This window comes from Desulfobacula sp., assembly GCF_014237455.1.
Lineage (GTDB): Bacteria > Desulfobacterota > Desulfobacteria > Desulfobacterales > Desulfobacteraceae > Desulfobacula.
Map to the genome: position 1 here is coordinate 1 of NZ_JABZFL010000016.1, position 18,762 is coordinate 18,762.

The 18,762-nt window shown below is 41.1% G+C and carries 17 protein-coding genes; 2 read left to right on the forward strand and 15 right to left on the reverse strand.

The window, feature by feature from the left end; genetic code table 11:
* Positions 1-188 precede the first annotated feature (188 nt).
* On the forward strand, positions 189-1,613 hold the full coding sequence (locus HGJ91_RS02965; protein WP_291346206.1) for an AAA family ATPase: 1,425 nt from the start codon (positions 189-191) through the stop codon (positions 1,611-1,613).
* Positions 1,606-2,460 (forward strand): DUF4435 domain-containing protein, encoded by an 855-nt coding sequence (locus tag HGJ91_RS02970; protein ID WP_291346207.1) that lies wholly within the window; start codon positions 1,606-1,608, stop codon positions 2,458-2,460. The genes HGJ91_RS02965 and HGJ91_RS02970 overlap by 8 nt, the downstream gene beginning before the upstream one ends.
* Positions 2,461-2,745: 285 nt before the next feature.
* On the opposite strand, the gene HGJ91_RS02975 is transcribed toward HGJ91_RS02970, so the two are convergent.
* The 15 genes from HGJ91_RS02975 to frr form a co-directional block, all read right to left on the reverse strand.
* Positions 2,746-3,528 (reverse strand): enoyl-CoA hydratase/isomerase family protein, encoded by a 783-nt coding sequence (locus HGJ91_RS02975; protein ID WP_291346208.1) that lies wholly within the window; start codon positions 3,526-3,528, stop codon positions 2,746-2,748.
* Between the two features lie 30 nt (positions 3,529-3,558).
* A complete protein-coding gene (locus HGJ91_RS02980; RefSeq protein WP_291346209.1) occupies positions 3,559-4,017 on the reverse strand; it encodes a thioesterase family protein in 459 nt (152 codons plus the stop codon).
* A gap of 13 nt (positions 4,018-4,030) precedes the next feature.
* Complete coding sequence (locus HGJ91_RS02985; protein WP_291346210.1) at positions 4,031-4,645, reverse strand: class I SAM-dependent methyltransferase; 615 nt, start codon at positions 4,643-4,645, stop codon at positions 4,031-4,033.
* The gene (locus tag HGJ91_RS02990; protein ID WP_291346211.1) at positions 4,635-6,893 is read right to left on the reverse strand and encodes a DNA translocase FtsK; all 2,259 of its coding nucleotides are present in this window, start codon (positions 6,891-6,893) and stop codon (positions 4,635-4,637) included. The genes HGJ91_RS02985 and HGJ91_RS02990 overlap by 11 nt, the downstream gene beginning before the upstream one ends.
* A complete protein-coding gene (locus tag HGJ91_RS02995) occupies positions 6,890-8,539 on the reverse strand; it encodes a ribonuclease J (RefSeq protein ID WP_291346212.1) in 1,650 nt (549 codons plus the stop codon). The genes HGJ91_RS02990 and HGJ91_RS02995 overlap by 4 nt, the downstream gene beginning before the upstream one ends.
* A 20-nt stretch (positions 8,540-8,559) precedes the next feature.
* Positions 8,560-8,892 carry a hypothetical protein gene (locus HGJ91_RS03000; RefSeq protein ID WP_291346213.1) on the reverse strand — a complete coding sequence of 111 codons (333 nt, stop codon included), beginning with the start codon at positions 8,890-8,892 and terminating at the stop codon, positions 8,560-8,562.
* Positions 8,893-8,954: 62 nt separating this feature from the next.
* Positions 8,955-9,839, reverse strand: coding sequence for a DMT family transporter (locus tag HGJ91_RS03005; RefSeq protein ID WP_291346214.1), 885 nt, complete (start codon positions 9,837-9,839; stop codon positions 8,955-8,957).
* Positions 9,840-9,874: 35 nt separating this feature from the next.
* Positions 9,875-10,570, reverse strand: coding sequence for a DUF554 domain-containing protein (locus tag HGJ91_RS03010; RefSeq protein WP_291346215.1), 696 nt, complete (start codon positions 10,568-10,570; stop codon positions 9,875-9,877).
* Between the two features lie 23 nt (positions 10,571-10,593).
* Positions 10,594-11,418, reverse strand: a complete 825-nt coding sequence (locus tag HGJ91_RS03015) for a phosphoribosylformylglycinamidine synthase subunit PurQ (protein WP_291346216.1) — start codon at positions 11,416-11,418, stop codon at positions 10,594-10,596.
* On the reverse strand, positions 11,415-14,423 hold the full coding sequence (locus tag HGJ91_RS03020) for an AIR synthase-related protein (RefSeq protein WP_291346217.1): 3,009 nt from the start codon (positions 14,421-14,423) through the stop codon (positions 11,415-11,417). Before HGJ91_RS03020 ends, HGJ91_RS03015 begins: the two co-directional genes overlap by 4 nt.
* A 1-nt stretch (position 14,424) precedes the next feature.
* Positions 14,425-15,495 carry an RIP metalloprotease RseP gene (gene rseP / locus HGJ91_RS03025; protein WP_291346218.1) on the reverse strand — a complete coding sequence of 357 codons (1,071 nt, stop codon included), beginning with the start codon at positions 15,493-15,495 and terminating at the stop codon, positions 14,425-14,427.
* 12 nt (positions 15,496-15,507) lie between these two features.
* Positions 15,508-16,656, reverse strand: coding sequence for a 1-deoxy-D-xylulose-5-phosphate reductoisomerase (locus tag HGJ91_RS03030; protein WP_291346219.1), 1,149 nt, complete (start codon positions 16,654-16,656; stop codon positions 15,508-15,510).
* Positions 16,653-17,468 (reverse strand): phosphatidate cytidylyltransferase, encoded by an 816-nt coding sequence (locus tag HGJ91_RS03035; protein WP_291346220.1) that lies wholly within the window; start codon positions 17,466-17,468, stop codon positions 16,653-16,655. The genes HGJ91_RS03030 and HGJ91_RS03035 overlap by 4 nt, the downstream gene beginning before the upstream one ends.
* On the reverse strand, positions 17,444-18,205 hold the full coding sequence (locus HGJ91_RS03040; RefSeq protein WP_291346221.1) for an isoprenyl transferase: 762 nt from the start codon (positions 18,203-18,205) through the stop codon (positions 17,444-17,446). Before HGJ91_RS03040 ends, HGJ91_RS03035 begins: the two co-directional genes overlap by 25 nt.
* On the reverse strand, positions 18,195-18,752 hold the full coding sequence (gene frr / locus HGJ91_RS03045) for a ribosome recycling factor (RefSeq protein ID WP_291346222.1): 558 nt from the start codon (positions 18,750-18,752) through the stop codon (positions 18,195-18,197). The genes HGJ91_RS03040 and frr overlap by 11 nt, the downstream gene beginning before the upstream one ends.
* Positions 18,753-18,762 lie beyond the last annotated feature (10 nt).

Sequence of the window (18,762 nt, forward strand, 5' to 3'; positions counted from 1 at the left end):
ATGTTAGGCTTCAAAATCATAAAGAAAAAAGGATGACTCAAATGAGTCTCTGGAAATAATAACTTGACCCTTTTAGGGTCTCCATTATGCCACCCTTTTTAGGGGTGGTTGTTAACTATTAATTATTAGAGTATTCATGAATTTATATATTTATTTTCTATTATCCATCATTCACTGGGGGATTAAAATTGAAAAATTATATCCGGCGAGTAAGGGTCACAGATTTATTTGATCAACAGAATGACTTGGTTATAGACTTTGATCAATCTATCAATTGTATCTTCGGTGTTAATGGCACTGGGAAAACGGTGTTGATTAACCTAATTGTTAATGCACTCTTCATTAATTCTCAGGATCTATTCAAAACACCTTTTTCCTCTATATCTATTTTGACTGCACCCGATGGTAAAAAACAGCCTGAAAAATTCCTAAATGTTTCTTTTGATGGTCATAAAATTAATTATTTGTTTTTCAAACGCTTTGAAATTAAGCTCGATACACCCAAAATTCACTATGTAGTGGAAGCAAATAAAAACTACTCTATCACTAATGAAAGTCCCCAGGCACTTTATGGGCCTGAGAAAGAAATGCTACCGAAATGGATATTGCAATACTTTATAGATCAACATGTTTCCTTAACTTACGTGCCATTATGGAGACATTCTACATCGAGTGGCTTGCTGGGTGATGTATTGGATACTCAATGGCAATCTTCTGATAAAAAAGACGATAGTTTTCCAGATCCAACAATAAAAGTTTTAGAAATACTACAATTAGATTTTTCTAGACAATATGCATCTGCCCAATCAGAGATTGCTAGACAGCTTGAATCGTTAAGTTCAGTAATTTTCGAAAAGCTATTATTGGACAAAACGATAGTAGGTCGTTCTACCTCTGCTGCCACTTCAATAGTATACAAGGTTCTTAATGAAAGGGGCATTGAAGAGAAAGATTTAAAGGTTGATTCTGTGATAGCACAAATTACTGATTTGAATCTTAATATCCCTGAGTGGAAAATAAGAGAAAGTCAGAAAGCATGGACAGATCTTAAATTGAGATTAATAGAATCAAAAGCGAACCTTGGCGGATTGAACAAGGATTCTGATGCAAAAAAATATGACGATGCAAATGCCGAATATACATCCGCATATTTTAACTTATTAGCATCGGCAAGAATAAATATGAGATTTCAAGAAGCCATCAGAGAAATTCAAAATGTTCATACGCAAAAGCAGCGTATAATGAATCCATTTGATAAATTTAAGTATGAAATTAATAATTTTCTAGCTAACAACAAAACATTTACTTTCAACGATTCAGGAGAGTTCGAATTCTACCATAACAGACGTAAAATCGGTATATCTAAATTATCATCAGGAGAAAAACATTTATTCGCTATTTTAGGAAAGGTTTGCTTTTCACCAAGCGATATTTCAACGTTTATTGCCGATGAACCAGAATTATCCTTGCATTTAGAATGGCAAAGAGAAATCCTGTCATCAATTAGGCGTTTGTCACCTAACACACAAGTAATAGTTGCAACTCATGCACCTGCTATTATAGCGATGAAATCAAATAAAATTGATATTGAAAAGTGTTATACAAATGCATAGATTCCCACAATTAACACCTGAAGAAAACTTGATTAGCGTTTTGATGGATAAAAACAACCAATATTTGGTTGTAGAAGGTGCCTCAGACATGTCAATTTTTTCTGAATTGATGGATTTAATATTCTACAATATAGAATTTGATAAAAAGGTTATTACTGTATTTGGTGGTGGAAAACCCAAAATTTTAGATTGGATTGAAACAGAGAGTCCGACAAATGTATCAGTTATTCTCGACATGGATTTTGACGATTTTAACAACGATTTAAATAACCCTATCATTTTTCCATTAAAACGATATTCTATTGAAAATTATTTTTTTAACGAGTCTGTTGTAATACCACTTTTAGCGAATTTGTTAAAATTAAATATTAATGATATTGAAGCTCTTTTTTCTTTAGATGAATTAAAAACACATTGGCTTGAAAACCTTACGGAATTAATGCCTGTATTATATTATTACCAAAAAATATATGCCGGGAATAGGAATAAGTGGTCTTCAGTTTTTATCAATCAAAATCATGGATATTGGCAATTATCTAAGAGTAAAATAGAAGCTTTTCAAACTCAATTATTAACCGAAATGGGAGTCGATTTTCAAACTTGTAAAGAGGTGTTCGAAAATTCATGGTGCTCTCAATGGGAAGCAAGTATCAATTTCCCTGGAAAAATTCTATTTGAATCATTTCATCGATATTTAAAAAATTTATGTAATGAACAAAAAAAGAAAGCTTATAGTCCAGTAACAAGTAAGAATTCGCTAAAGGCTCAACTAATTCCAAGACTATTTAGAAACGATGAATTAAAAGAAATATTGCATCAATCTATTCAGTGCTGCTTACCCATTTAGATAATTTCATTTGGCGTCAAAAATCATGTCATTTCTTTTAAGGAAAACTTATCATCAAAATAAATCTTTTTTTCACTTTAAAGTCATCAATAAATTATGGTTTTTATTAAAATAAAATTTTGATCTATCTGAACAAGCTCAAACTCAAGTATAATTATCCCTGTACGTAACTTTTCTTTAGCTCTCCAATTATCAACAATACAAATTTTATTCATGATACAGTTGTGAACTTTAGGATTAAAAGATTTATTTCCACGGACAGCAGATCTTTATTCAGTCTGTCAGCTACTTGCCTTGAAAATTCGGGTTTCGTTTTTCAAACAGCGCGTTTATCCCTTCTTTTGCATCTTCCATTTCAAATGTCCGGGCCTGATAAAGGGCTTCCATCTCAGCCGCTTTTACAGGATCCCAGTCAAGCCCTCTGTATATGGAGTGTTTCATCATCTGAACTGCGGCAGGGGCACTCTTTGCAATTTCATCTGCAAGCGCCATTGCTTTTTCCATTACCTTATCTTTGTCGACAGCATAATTTACAAGACCTGTTAAAGCTGCCTCTTCACCGGTTATCAGTTTGCCGGTAAACAGCAGTTCGTTGGCTTTTGCCAGGCCCACCAGCCGTGGTAAAATATAAGATACTGCCATGCCTGAATGTAACCCAAGGCGGGCAAACGTAGCACCCAGTTTTGCCTTTCTGTTTGCGACCCGGATATCACACATGAGTGCAATTCCAAGTCCTCCGCCAATTGCATGCCCGTTGATTGCCGCAATAACCGGTACTTTAAGATTTCCGATATCAAGAAAGGGTCTGTAGAAATCCATGAGAACTTCATTTAAACGGGGGCCGCCATTTTTTTCAAACCCGCTCCTGAAATCAGCACCACCGCAAAATGTTGTACCGCTCCCTGTAATAATCAGACAGCGCAATTCCCTGTCATTCTTGATGTGATCTATTACTTTCTGGAAAGCCGAAACCGTTTCTTGATTCATGCTGTTCAGGTTATCAGGGCGATTGAACGAAATCTGACCGATTTTATTATTTTTTTCATAGCGTACTGGTTTGTTTTCCATAGGGTGTTTCCTTAGAATTTGAGAAAAGCTTCAACCAATGAGATAGGTTGCGGTGCCGGTGGCTATCCGGGTTTCTTTCTCATTATACAGGTCTATTTTGGCAACAACAATTCTGGAACCCGCTCTGATAATCCGGCTTTTGCATTGAAATGATTTTCCTTTGCCAGGCCTTAAATAATCCACGCGCATATCTATGGTAGCTGAGGATGTCAGTTTTTTCCCAACGATATCAAGAGATTCGCCTTCATGAAATTTTGCACAGGAGATGAATGCGGAGAGTCCCCCGGTTAAATCAATGACAGATGCTGTCACCCCACCGTGCAGGATACCAGCGGTTGGATTTCCGATGAGATCTTTTGTCATATTAAAACTTGTGACGGCTTCGCCGGTTTCATAATCAAGAAAATCAATGTCTATGCCCAGAACTTTGTTAAACGGGAGCATCTCAAGATAATATGTTTTAATTTTTTCAAGAACAGATTCGATCATAATGAAGTATTCCTTATTTTTTTTTCAAAACGCCTAAGGTTTTTGTCATTTCTAGCGCTTCATACCGCCCTGATTCAAGAGCAATTTTATAGACCTGCCATGGGGCCTGTCCCCCTTTTTCCGGGTTCTTGAAAATATCATGAATCACCAGAAACCCATTAGATTTAATATGGCAGGCCCAGGTCAAATAATCATTGTGGACTGCCTCAAAGGAATGCCCCCCATCTATAAACAGCATTGAAACAGGTGTCTGCCACATTTTCCCGGCTGTACGTGAAGTGGCAACAATGGGCACCACTGTATTTTCAAGGAATGTCTGGGTGATTGTTTCCCGGAAAAAAGGGAATGTATTCACTCTTGACAGTTTCGGGTCAAACAGATCCGGGTCAAAATATTCTTCTCCGGGCTGCTGCTCTTCGGATCCCTTATGATGGTCAATGGAGAAGAGGATGGAGTCTTTTTCTTTACATGCGGCTCCAATAATATAGGCGGATTTGCCGCAATAACTCCCTATTTCAAGGACAGGGCCGTTAACTGCCGCTTTAAGAGCAATGCTGTAAAGCCTTTTGGCTTCATCGTCATCCATAAAGCCCTTAATACTGTCCCATACATCAAAATCAATCTTCATCATAACTTCTGACAAGTATTTCTCTGGGTTTGGAACCGATCTGAGGGCCTACTATCCCTTCGTACTCCATCATTTCAACCAGCCGTGCCGCCCGGTTATAACCAATACGAAGACGACGCTGTACAAAAGAGATGGATGCCTGACGGGTCTTGGTGATCAGGGAAACAGCTTCATCATATTTTTCATCATAGTCAGACGCATCAAAGTTTTTGGCATCATCATCACTGTTACCGATGGTAATCTCTTCAATATAATCCGGCTCTTTCTGGGCTCTTAAAAACTTTGTAATCCTGGCGATCTCTTTTTCAGAAATATAGGCACCCTGAATCCTGACAAGCTTTCCTGTCCCAGGCGGGCAGAACAACATATCCCCGTTTCCTAAGAGGCTCTCAGGTCCCCCGCCGTCAAAGATAGTTCTGGCATCAACCTTGGAAGATACCTGAAATGAAATCCGGGTGGGAAAATTGGCTTTAATACTTCCTGTAAGCACGTCAACAGAAGGTCTCTGGGTGGCTACGATCAGATGTATTCCTGCCGCCCTCGCCATCTGGGCAAGCCGGGTCAATGCAAACTCAACGTCTTTTGATGCCACCATCATGAGATCTGCCAGCTCATCCACGATCACGACGATATAGGGGAGTTTTTTAAGCTGGTCTTCATTGGTTTCATCCGGGTCTTCACCCTTTGCGTTATCTTTCGATATCACCATATTGTTATACTGAACAATATTTCTCAATCCTACCTGTTCCAGCAGTTCATACCGCCGTTCCATCTCCCTGACCGCCCAGAAAAGGGCATTGGTTGCCTTTTTCATATCTGTTACCACAGGGGAAATCAAATGAGGAATATCATTATACACGGAAAGCTCAATCCTTTTGGGATCGATCATGATCATTTTAACATCATCGGGTGTGCCTTTGTACAGCAGGCTGATAATCATTGAGTTTAGCCCCACGCTCTTACCTGTTCCCGTGGCGCCGGCGATCAACAGATGGGGCATGGAATCCATTTTTGTCACCAGGGGTCTGCCCAGAAGGTCTTTTCCCAGCCCCAGGGTCAGCAGGGATGAAGACTGAACAAACTCTTTTGAAACAATCAATTCCCTTAAATTAACGACTTCCCTTTCTTTATTGGGGATCTCAATCCCTACAACATCCCGGCCCGGGATAGGTGCGACGATTCGAATGCTTATGGCACTCAAGGCCAGAGCCAGGTCATCGGACAAACCGGCAATCTTACTGATCTTGATTCCGGATGCCGGCTTATACTCAAAGGTTGTAATCACAGGACCCGGCAGAATTTCAACCACCTCTCCAAATACGTTGAAATCATTAAGCTTGCTTTCCAGAATTTTGGCTTTCCCTTTCAACAGGTCTATATCAATGTTTTTTTCAACCTTTTTTTGCTCATTCAAAAATGAAATCAATGGCAGGTTAAATTCAACTTTTTCCCGGATATCAACGAATCCCACATCCGGTTTAAAGTCTGAATCGTCTTCTTCCAGTTCCACTATGACCGGGTCAAAAATATCTTCAGGGTCTGATAATGCTTCTCTTTCAGGAATATTTTCAGGAATTTTAATAAGGGTCTCTCCCTTAAAGGAAACAGGGGTGATATCAATTTCTTTTTGGGCCTGCTCTCTTTTTTCCTGCCATTTCTTATACTTTTCCTTGAAAAAATTAATAACGTCCTGAAAATTCTCTCTCATACTTTTTAAAAGTTCAATGGTTTTCTGCCTTAAAAACAGTCCCAGAGAGATGACGGATATCCCTGTGGCAAGGATAAGGCCGATGATCAGGAAAAACGTCAGGATAATAATACAGCCGGTGATATTGGTATATTTTAACAAAAATGAAGTAAAGGCGATTCCAACGACACCACCGGATGAGATAATTGTACTCAAAACCGAATAGTCGTCTTTAAAAAGGAAAAACATACCGCCGGTGCAAATCATTAAAAAAAGACCGCCCAGCAGTGTCAGCCAGATTATTTTTAACGACCTTCCCTTTAATAACCAGACACTGATAAAGCCCAGGATAACCGGAATCCAAAACGCACCCAACCCGAACCCGAAGATAAAAGAACCGGCAAGATGGGCGCCTAAAAGTCCGAAAGCGTTGTGAATATGATCAGGAATGGTGAAAAAATTATTCCCCACACAGGGATCTGAAATATGATAGGAAAAAAGGCTGACCGCAGTTAAGACAATAAGGAAAAAAAGGAGTATACCGTAGAGTTCTTTTTTCATACTTCAATAATTACCGGTACAATTAAGGGTCTGCGGTTTATGGTAAATGCAAAATATTGTTTCAGGGCTTTTCGCAGTTTTTTTCTGATCAGGTCAACTCGGGATTCAAGGCCTGCCTCTATCTCTTCTACAATTTCAAGAATAACACACTGGGCATCATCAACCAGGTATCCGGTGGCAGAATCAAAGACAAACCCTTTTGAAATTAATTCCGGCCCGTAAAGGACAACGCCGGTCTCCTCATCAATAACCATGGTGACCACAACAAGCCCGCCTTCTGAAAGTTCTCTTCTCTCCTTTAAAACACTTCTTCCCACATCACCGATCCCTTTACCGTCAACAAGGACTCTGCCGGTACGGACACGGCCCTCTATCCCGCCGCCATTCTTATCAAAGGCAATGATCTTGCCATCCTCGGCCACAATGACCTTTTCCCGGGGCATACCCATTTTTTCGGCCAGCCTGGCATGAACTACCAAATGGCGGTATTCCCCGTGAATAGGAATAAAATATTCGGGTTTGGTTAAATTCAGCATCAATTTAAGCTCTTCCTGATGGGCATGACCGGATGTATGGATCTGTGCGATTTTTGAATACACCACATCCGCACCCCTGCGGTACAGCTTGTTGATCATATTAGCAATGGCTTTTTCATTTCCCGGAATATCTTTGGATGACAGAATCACAGTGTCACCCTTTTTAACCTTAACGTGCTTGTGTATGCCCGAGGCCATCCTTACCAGAGCCGACATAGGCTCCCCCTGGCTGCCGGTGGTGATAATAATAAGTCCATCTTCCCCGTATTTACCCATTTGTTTTATATCCAGGGTGGTATTGGGAGGACACCGGATGTGCCCAAGTTCGGTGGCCACAGCAACAATTTGCTCCATACTCCGACCATTGAAAATGACCTTACGATGATTACGGACGGCTATATCAATCACCTCTTGTATTCTGAATACATTTGATGCAAACAGGGCAACAATCACCCTGCCATCGGCAGCAGCAATCTGTTTCTCAAGATTTTTTGACACCTCCTGCTCAGACATTGTATACCCTTTGACTTCTACATTGGTGGAATCCGACAACAATGCCAGAACACCTTCTTCACCAAATCTTGCAAACCTTGATATATCCGTATTCTTCATCTTATCTGCATTATGGCTGATTCTAAAATCACCGGTATGAATAATCACACCTTCAGGGGTTTTTATGGCAAGCCCGACACCATCAACCGTACTGTGACTGACACGGATAAATTCTATTTCAAAGGGATCTATTGAAAGGGTTTCCCCTGGATTGACCAGGTTTAAATCAATATATTTATTGAGATCAAACTCAACAAGTTTATTTCTGATAATCCTCAAGGTAAAAGCCGTGCCATATACAGGAAGTCTGATTTCTTTTAACAGGTAAGGCAAAGCCCCGATATGATCTTCATGGGCATGGGTGAGGATGATGGCCTGAATCTTATCACGGTTTTCCCTGATATAATCCATTGCCGGGATCACAATATCCACACCCAGCATATATTCTTCAGGAAACATAAGTCCCGCATCAATGATGAATATGACATCATCGTATTCAACCACCATCATGTTAAGACCGATTTCGCCAAGCCCGCCGAGAGGAATAATTTTAAGCATTTGAGTACCCCGGAATATGATTAAATGCGAATATCAAGTTTTTCAAGAATTGCATCCGCCTGGTCGATGAGCCAGTCACGCTGCTCCCTTGTTGCATAATCCATGCAATCGCATTTTATATTTTTTTTAATTCTTACAAGAAATTCACAAGATAGATACGTTTCTTCCAGCATCAAGGCAAAAACATGGGGATAACACTCTTCATGATTTTTTTGAATGGGTGTTAATAATTCTTTGTCCAGTTCAAGCCAGTAAATTCCACCAAGGGGCGAGGATTCCAGATATTTATCCAGATAAGTCTTTAATTTACGGTAATCTTCAAGCCCCAACCCATCTATTAAATACTGCTTCATAACGAATCTAATTAACACACATCCATTGCGATATGCAAGGGTGTTGATCATAAATTAAAGGCTCAGGCAGAAGAAAGCCGTGGTTTGCTCAAGGCCAGAAAATTGCCGCCAACAACGAGTAACAAGCCCAGAATTGATGAGAAATTCCAGGAATACCCTTCAAAAAACGTTGAAAGGATCAATGCCACCAACGGAACCAGCATAATAGTATAAGATGCCTTGTCAGCCCCTATGGAACCGATAAGGGTCAGATAACTTCCAAATGCAATGATTGATCCGAAGACGGACAAATAGAACAGCGAACTGATATAAGGAATAGAGACCGTAAAGGAAAACTCTTTGCCTAAAATTAAGGCAATCAACGCCAGCAGGATGGTCCCATATCCCATTCCAAATGCATTTGCCTGGATTACCGGGATATTATTTTTGGTATTCCTGGCTGATGTAATATTACCGAATGAGGCAAGAAGAACACTTATAAATCCAATAGAAAGTCCAAAAACCCCTTTATCGGATAAATCAAAAGCCTCTATTTCAGGCATAAAAATCATAATAATCCCGATAATCCCCAGGACTGCCCCGGCAATCATTTTCCTTTCAACTGCCGTGCCAAGAAAGATAGATCCGTTGGCAATATTCATAAATACAATTGAGGAAAACAGAACAGCCACAAGGCCGCTTGTCAGATATAACTCCGCTACATAGACAAGCCAGTAGTTAACAGAGAACAGCAAAACGCCTAAAAGAGCCATAAACAAATGTTCTTTCAAGGAAAATTTAAGATTTAACCCTTTCACATAACAAAAAATCATCAACAGCGCTGTTGCAAGCCCGAACCTGTAAATAACAGATACCATGGGATCCACAGAACCCAGTTGATATTTAATGGCAAGCCAGGTTGAACCCCATACTAGAACAGTAATAATATAGAGTGTAATATTTCTCATTTTACTCTTGCTTTCTATTCGTTCTTCTCGTCGCCTTATATACCCGTCGTTAATCCTGATTTAATAAGAAAATAGATTAAAGGAATAAAAATAGCCGGGAGCATATTCCCCACTCTAAGTTTCTTTTCCCTTATCATATTTAATCCAATCGCCACGATTAAAAGGCCTCCGATTGCAGACATCTGGCTGATAACGGCCGGGATCAGCAATGGTTTGATAAGTCCTGCCATCAAGGTAATGGAGCCTTGATACAACAGCACCGGAACTACAGAAAAAAGCACACCGATGCCTAAGGATGAACTTAAAATAATGCTGACAATACCATCAAGGGTTGCTTTGGCAAACAAGGTGGCATGGTTTCCGGTAAGACCACTTTCAAGTGATCCCACAATAGCCATGGAACCCACACAATACATTAATGAGGCAGTGACAAATCCTGCTGAAAAACTGGAGGATGTTTTTGAAAATTTGGTTTCAAGATACTTTCCCAGCCCTTCAAGGTAATTTTCAATGCCAATCCATTCTCCAATCAGAGACCCTGTGGCAAGACTGATAATAATAATCAAAAGATCATTACACCCAAGAGCACTTTTCATGCCAACCAAAATAACAGCAAGACCGATGGCCTGCATTATCGTCTGGTTATATTTTTCCGGGATTCCATTTCTAAACAGGATTCCGACAAGGCTGCCTGCAATAATTGTCAGGCAATTTACAATTGTTCCCAGCACAAGTTTTCCCCACGTCTCCGGTTCTAAAAGAAATATTCTTTAATATAATCAACCCCGTTTTTAAACAGGTTGACACCTATGGTCATCTCCTGATCAAGGGTTTTGCCCTCTCTCTTAAGAAATTGAGTCTTACGTGTCCAATCCGGATGATTTGTAAAATGATTATAGGCCTCGGGATGTGGCATCAAACCGAAAATTCTTCCTGTAGGGTCACAGATACCTGCGATATCCTCCATGGAACCGTTTGGATTTAATGGGAAGGCCCCCTTTGCCGGTACCCCCTGGATGTCGGCATACTTGAACACCACCTGGTTGTTGGCCAAAAGGGTATCAATCACTTCCTGGTCTGCAATAAATTTCCCCTCTCCATGACGAACCGGATAATCAGCCGTTTGAATATCCTTTGTAAACACACAGGGGCTTTGAAGATTTGCAGCCAGATGGACCCATTGATCCCTGAAGTTCCCGCAGTCATTAAATGTAAGACAAACCGTTCTCTTTGTATAGTCATTATCCAGCCCAGGTAACAACCCTAAATTAACCAGGGCCTGGAATCCGTTACAGATACCGATGATAAGCTTCCCCTGAGCCACAAAGGACAAGAGATCGCTGCCAATATGATCTTTAAGCTTTAATGCCTGAATCACGCCGGCACCATGATCATCCCCCCATGAAAACCCCCCGCCAAAGGCAAGGATATGGAAATCTTCCAGTTTGATTTTCCCGGACACCAATGCATTTATATGTATTTTTTGGGCATTAGCGCCGGCAAGCTCAAACACATGGGCTGTTTCATTATCACAATTTAATCCAAACCCTGTTAATATCAGTGCGTTAACCTTTTTCATATCATGTCTCCAAAGGTTTTGTTGAATGCTTTCTCAAGTTCTTCCATTGAAAGGTCTATCAGTGTTTCCTTGTTCAAGGCTGAAATTTTCAAACGATCATGCAGATCTGTTACGAAACCTATGCAACTTGCCGCCATCCCTTTGAACAATTTTTCAAAAAAGTTTTTGTTTTCCGGAGAAACCGTAACAATAAACCTGCCGGCGGATTCTGAAAACAATACGGTTTCGTTAGAAAGCTCGCCACGGCTCGCATCCATTGGAAGGTCTGATAAATTAACTTCAAGGCCAAGCCCCCCTGCCATTGTTATGTAAGACAAATGAGCACCAAGGCCGCCTCTTGCAACCGCATGACAGGATGCCACAAGTTCATTTTCAATGGCGGTCTGAACTGCCTTATACACCACTTTAAATTTATCAAAATCAACATGAGGAACATTTAAGCCCGTCTTATCAAACGCCTCATAATATTCTGATGCTCCCAGTTCATTGGTGGTAACACCCAATACATAAACAAGGTCCCCCGAAACCTTCGGGTCCATGGTCACACATTTTGAAATATCATCAATAACAGAGGTTGCTGAAAACTGAACGGTTTCAAGCGCAGAGACTTTAACTCTTTCACCAAACTCACCCACAAGATGGCCGTCCACATACATGCTGTCTTTGCCGGATAACAGAGGGATTTCGTATTTTTCACACGTCTCCTTCAACGCCCGGCATGCGCGAACAAGCTGGGCTGCCTTAAATGTTCCATCCGGATTTTTCCTGGGATCAAATTGTATGTTTGGCCAGCAAAAATTATCTAACCCGCCGATGTGATCAAAATTACCACCCACAGCCATCACCCTTCTCACAGCTTCGTCAATGGTGCAGGCCATCATATGATAAGCATCTATCTTTGAGTACCAGGGCAAAAGGCTTTGTGAAAAAGCAAGTCCCTTTTGGGATGTAAGGACCGGCCGCGTCACAGAGGCATCAGACGGGATATTATGCTTAACACCCACCAGGGGTTTTATCACGGAACCGCCCTGAACTTCGTGATCATACTGCCTGAGGATCCATTCTTTGGAAGATAGATTAGGTCGCTCAAGCAGCTTAAGCAACAATTTATTAAAATCAGATGGCGAACTGATAACCGGTTCTGTCAAACCCCTGATTTCAGGAGAAAGCCAGGTTGCATCAAATTCCCAGGAGGGAAATCCCTTATCCAGAAGATCCATATCCACATAGGCACAAGTTTCATCCTTATATTTGATATGCAGCTTGCCTGTATCCGTATATTCTCCGATCACGGTACTTTCAACTGCATGTTCTGCTGAAAGTTCCATAAACCGGCCCAGATTTTCAGGTTTAACGGCAATGGTCATGCGTTCCTGGGACTCTGAAATCCAGATCTCCCACATATCAAGCCCTTCATATTTCAAGGGCACTTTATCCAGCCAGACCACACACCCGTTGGAGATCATGGCGGATTCACCAATGGATGAAGACAGACCGCCTCCGCCGTTATCAGTGATAAACGGAATCAACCCTTCATCACGGCAGATTAAGAGAAAATCATGCATTTTTTTCTGGGTATAGGGATCACCAATCTGGACATGCCCTGCGGGTGTATTCTCCGAATAACTTTCCGAAGAGGCGGTAACCCCATGGATACCGTCTTTTCCAACTCGTCCGCCGCTCATGATAATCAGTTCTCCGGGGGATGTTTTCTTTTCATGGCTGGGCTTTCCCTTGACCTGGTTGGGCATTATTCCCAGAGCTGTAACAAATACAAGGCTCTTGCCCATGTATCCGGGATTGAACAATGTCTGGCCAAGGGTAGTGGGAACACCGCTTTTATTCCCCCCGTCCTTTACACCTTCTATTACGCCGTCAAGAAGCCGTCTGGGGTGAAGCGGGGGTTTTAACGGGCCATTATAATTTATGTCTCCCACACAATACCCAAAACTGCCCATGAACAATTTGGACCCAAGTCCCGTTCCCATGGGATCACGGTAAACACCTACAATACCTGTTATCGCACCGCCATAGGCTTCCATATTGGAGGGTGAATTATGGGTTTCTCCGGTGACCACATAATTATTTTCACCATCAAACCTGCCAACTCCTGCATTGTCCCACAATACAGAGACCACCCACTCTTTTTTATCTTTAAGCTTTAACGTTGGGTCCTGAATATAGGTTTTAAACAGGCTGTTTTCGATCACTTCTTCATTGTTCGAGGCATCCTTGTACCTGAAGATTCCCTGGAAGGTATTATGATTGCAGTGATCGCTTCTGGCCTGGGAAATGTATTCCAGTTCCAAATCAGTCGGTTCACAAAGGCCCACTTTTTTTCTGGAATCCATTACTTTCGAATCCAGAAAATACTCTCGAATCACAGGAATATCCCTTGGATTCAATGCCAGGTTTCTTTCATCTGAAATTTTTGCAAGCTGTTCATCCGACTCAATATTGATAACTTCAAAACAGGGAGTATGATCAAGGATAACCTTGGCAGGTTTAACATCAGCCCCGATATCCTTATTCCATTCATCAATGGAAAAAACTTTGAACTGTTGAATAATAGTGTTTGATAAAAGTTCGGAAGCCAGTTTTTCTACATCTTTACGGACAAGCGTATCCCCTTTCAGACAATATCGTTTTGACGTATATATGCCCTCATCAGGTCCAAAGCTTTTCCCCAAATGGTCTGCAACGGCTTCCATTGCCGTTGCACCGGGGTTATCTTTTACCCCCGGTCTGAATCCAATCCAGATACACCAGTGAAAGCCGATACTCAGGGGTTTTAAGCTTGAAACCTGGGTCACAGGATTGGTGAGAATTTCGTCTTTTACCACTTGAAGCTGCGAATGATCAAGACCTGACTCAATGGTCACGATATTGATGCATCGCGCCTCTTGAATGTTAATTCCAAAATAAGAATCCGCCTTTTTTATCAGAGAAGTGCCTTCGGCATCCCTCAGCTCTTTTCTAAGAGCAATTTCAATACAATAAATCATATTACCCACCATTGAACATTCTAAGAATGTCATTATAAAAAACAAAAACCATGAGTGCTACAAGCACTGCTGCGCCGAATTGAATCAATTTTTCGCGTAATTTATCACTGACAGCTTTGCCTGTAACTGCTTCAATACCGAAAAATAACAGATGACCACCATCTAATACCGGAATCGGAAAAAGATTGATGATACCAAGATTTACGGAAAGCAGTGCAATAAACCAGACAAAATTCATAATTCCTTCTTTTGCCTGTTCGCCCGCTATTTGGGCAATCATCAAAGGACCGCCCAGATTGTTTGCCGAGATACTCCCACTGAGCATTTTCCCAACAGAGAGTACGGTTAACTTTACAAGTCCGTAAGTATCCTTAACAGAACGCCACATAGCCTGAAAAGGGTTAAGAGTTTTGTTAAAAGACTCTCCGGTACCAACGATACCAATGACATATTTTTCAATTTCTTCGCCAAACAGATTTTTGCCGGGTCTTAGAGCTGGAGAAAGAACAATCCCTTTGAGTCCTGTGTCACGCTCTACAATAATATCTAATTGTTCGCCATTACCCTCACCAATAATCCGGGCAATATCTTCAAATGATTCGATCTTGTTTTGGTTGATCTCTTTGATCACATCTCCCGGTTTTATTCCTGCTGTTAAGGCTGGGGTATCTTCCATGACTTTACCCACAACCGGTTTAGCCAGATAAATTCCTGAAAACTGGTAAAGGACATAAAAAATAAAAATAGTAAGAAAAAAATTAAACAAAGGTCCTGCAGCAACGATGATGCTTCTTTGCAACAATGATTTATGAGTAAAAGATAACTTAATATCTTCAGGGTCGATGGCAGTTCCCGGTTCTTCTCCCACCATTTTAACATACCCGCCAAGGGGTATGGCGGACAGACAATACTGGGTACGACCATATTTTTTTTTAAAAATTTTCGGCCCAAACCCGAGGGAGAATACGTCAACTCCCACCCCACATAATCTTGCCGCAATAAAGTGTCCAAATTCATGAATAAAAACAAGAACACCAATAACAATTATGAATGCAATAGCAGAATGCCCCATAAAACCTCACTTTTATATCAGAGATTGCGCTTTGTCACGTGCCCAACAATCCGCTTCAATAATACCTGAAAGATCGGGATTGTCAATCCGTGTATGAAGTTCCATTGTTCTGGAAATAAGATTAAAAATATTTAAAAAATTGATGCGCTTTTCAAGGAATGCCTTAACTGCCACCTCATTGGCGGCATTCATGACCGCCGGAAGTGTCCCTTTTTGCTTACAGGCCTCAACTGCAAATAAGAGGGAAGGAAACTTTTGGGTATCCGGATTTTCAAATGTCAGAGAATGAAGGCTTGTAAAATCAGGAAAATCCATCTGCAGATCAATCCGATCAGGCTCTGATAGGGCATAGGAAATAGCCCCTTTCATATCAGGCTGTCCCATTTGTGCCATGATACTGCCGTCTTTATATCCTACCATGGAATGGACAATACTCTGGGGATGAACAAGCACCTTAATTTCTTCATGGGTGACATCAAACAAATGGACAGCTTCAATGATCTCAAGGCCTTTGTTCATCAAAGTGGCTGAATCTATAGTGATTTTATGTCCCATATTCCAGGTGGGATGATGAAGTGCATCTTTCAGGGTAATATTTTTAAATTCATCAAATGGCCTTTCTCTAAAAGGCCCGCCTGAGGCAGTCAAAAATATTGTTTTCAAATCTTTCTTCCGGTTTCCTTTAAGGCATTGAAAAATGGCACTGTGCTCGCTGTCCACAGGCAGGATCGAAACATTATTTTCCAATGCTTTGGCCATTATTATTTCACCGGCCATGACCAGGGTCTCCTTATTGGCAAGGGCGATCTGTTTTTTTGCCTCAATGGCGCAAAGGGCCGGTTTTAGGCCTGCCGCGCCTACCATGGCCAAAAGAACCATATCACAATCCCCATAAGAGGCTGCTTCGTTAAAACCTGTCTCGCCAAACAGAATTTCAGGCCTGTTACTTCCCTTTAAGGCTCTGGAAAGTTCCAGGGCTTTTTTTTCATCAAACACCGCGACCAGTTCAGGCTTAAATTCATCAATCTGTTTAGAAAAAAAATCTATATTATTGGCGGCTGTCAATGCCTTTACCTGGAACCGGTCAGGATGCATCCTGACAATATTCAAAGCACTGGTGCCGATGGAGCCTGTTGACCCTAAAATTGACAAGCGTTTCATAAAATAAACACCAGATAGACATACAAAACAGGAATGGCTAAAAGCAACCCGTCTATTCGATCGAGCATCCCACCGTGTCCCGGAAGAATCCGGCCTGAATCTTTAATGTTTGATGCCCGTTTCATGGCAGACTCAAACAAATCCCCTATCTGCCCGGAAATGGCAATCAGGAAAGACGCCGGTACGGTAAGAAATGCCAATGACAGATCATCAAAAAAAATCTGACAAAAAATGAATCCTATCACCATGGCAGCGGCCATGCCGCCCAACGATCCTTCAATAGTTTTATTGGGACTGATGTTAGGAGAAAGCGCCCTTTTCCCAAAGAATGTACCCGTATAAAATGCACCGGTATCATTCGCGAAAACAACAAACAACAGCCAGATAATCCAAAATGTGCCACCATTAAATTCCTTAATAAAAACCAGCAGGGATAAGGAGACCGGGATATAAACAATCCCCAGGACTTGCTTTGCGGCAATGTCGAATATGGCATGATTATCGGCAAACCGTGACAATACAAAAATGGATAAAGCCAAAAGGTTCATGGCAAGAATTAAAAATAAAACCTCCCAGGATCCCAGGCAGGCACTGATAATCAATGTCATTGAAACGGTATAGGAGATGATATTAAGGGTATTGGAGATAGATCCTTCATCATTCCGGAAAATGATTCTCAAATATTCCCGAATGGCAAATATGGCAACAACCGAAACCAGTACAGCAAACAATAATGTACTGCCCTTGATGAGAATCCATAAAAGTATGGGGACGAGTATAAGTGCGGTTATCCATCGTTTGATGTGCTGCATGCCACCTTACCGAAACGTCGGTCCCTTTCCTGATAATTTTTTAAAATTTTAATAAATTCATTTTTGGTAAAATCCGGCCACAAGGTATCACAAATATAAATTTCAGAATATGCGGCCTGCCACAACAAAAAATTACTCAATCTATACTCCCCGCCTGTGCGGATAATCAAGTCGGGATCAGGCATTGCTTTTGTATAAAGATGGTCTGAAATAAGATCCTGGGTAACATCATTGGAATCCAAGTCTTTTGATTCTATCTTTTCAGCAATCTGTTTAACAGCAGTTGTGATCTCTTCTCGTGAACCATAACTCAATGCGAGATTCAACAGCATTTTGTTGTTGTCTTTTGTCAACTCCATTGTGGCCTCCACTTCTTTTTGAACATCCAGAGGAAGCTTGTATTTCTGGCCGATGATATTGAGACGAATATTGTGCTTTGAAAGTTCTTCTCTTTCCGACACAATGAACTTTTTTAAAAGCATCATTAAAGCTTTTACTTCGAGTTCCGGTCTTGCCCAATTTTCCGTGGAGAATGCGTATAATGTAAGCGTATCAATCCCCAGTTCCCTACAGGCGGTCACGATGGAGCGAACGATTTGTGAACCCTGTTTATGCCCTTTGATACGGTTCATCATTTTTTTTTTAGCCCATCTGCCGTTGCCATCCATGATAATGGCCACATGGGGTGGAAGTGTTTCAGGATTAAGGATCACATTTTGTGTTGAGTTAGACTTCAAGAATTTCCTTTTCTTTTTTTGAAAAGATTTCGTCTAATCGCTTAATATATTCATCAGTGGCTTCCTGGACCTGCTTTTGAGCCTTAAAACTGTCATCCTCTGAAATATCCCCCTCCTTTTGAAGTTCTTTTAACATTTCGTTGGAATCTCTCCGGATATTTCGAATAGCCACTTTATAATCTTCGCAGACCTTGGCCGCACTTTTTACAATCTCTTTTCGTCTCTCTTCTGTCAAAGGCGGTATTGAAATTCTGATTAATTTACCATCGTTAGAAGGTGTCAGGCCAAGGTTGGCTTTCAAGATCGCCTTTTCGACTTCATTTATCACACTGACATCCCATGGTTTTACAGCAATAAGTCTACTTTCAGGGATGGATACGGTTGCCATTTGCGGCAAAGGTGTCTGAGTCCCGTAGTAATCAACTTTAATACCATCAAGTATTGCCTGGGATGCCCTGCCGGTACGAACTTTTGATAATTCCTTTTCAAAAGCATTTTCAGATTTACCCATTCTTTCTTTGGTTTCTTGAAGCACTTCATTTATCATAACAATCCAT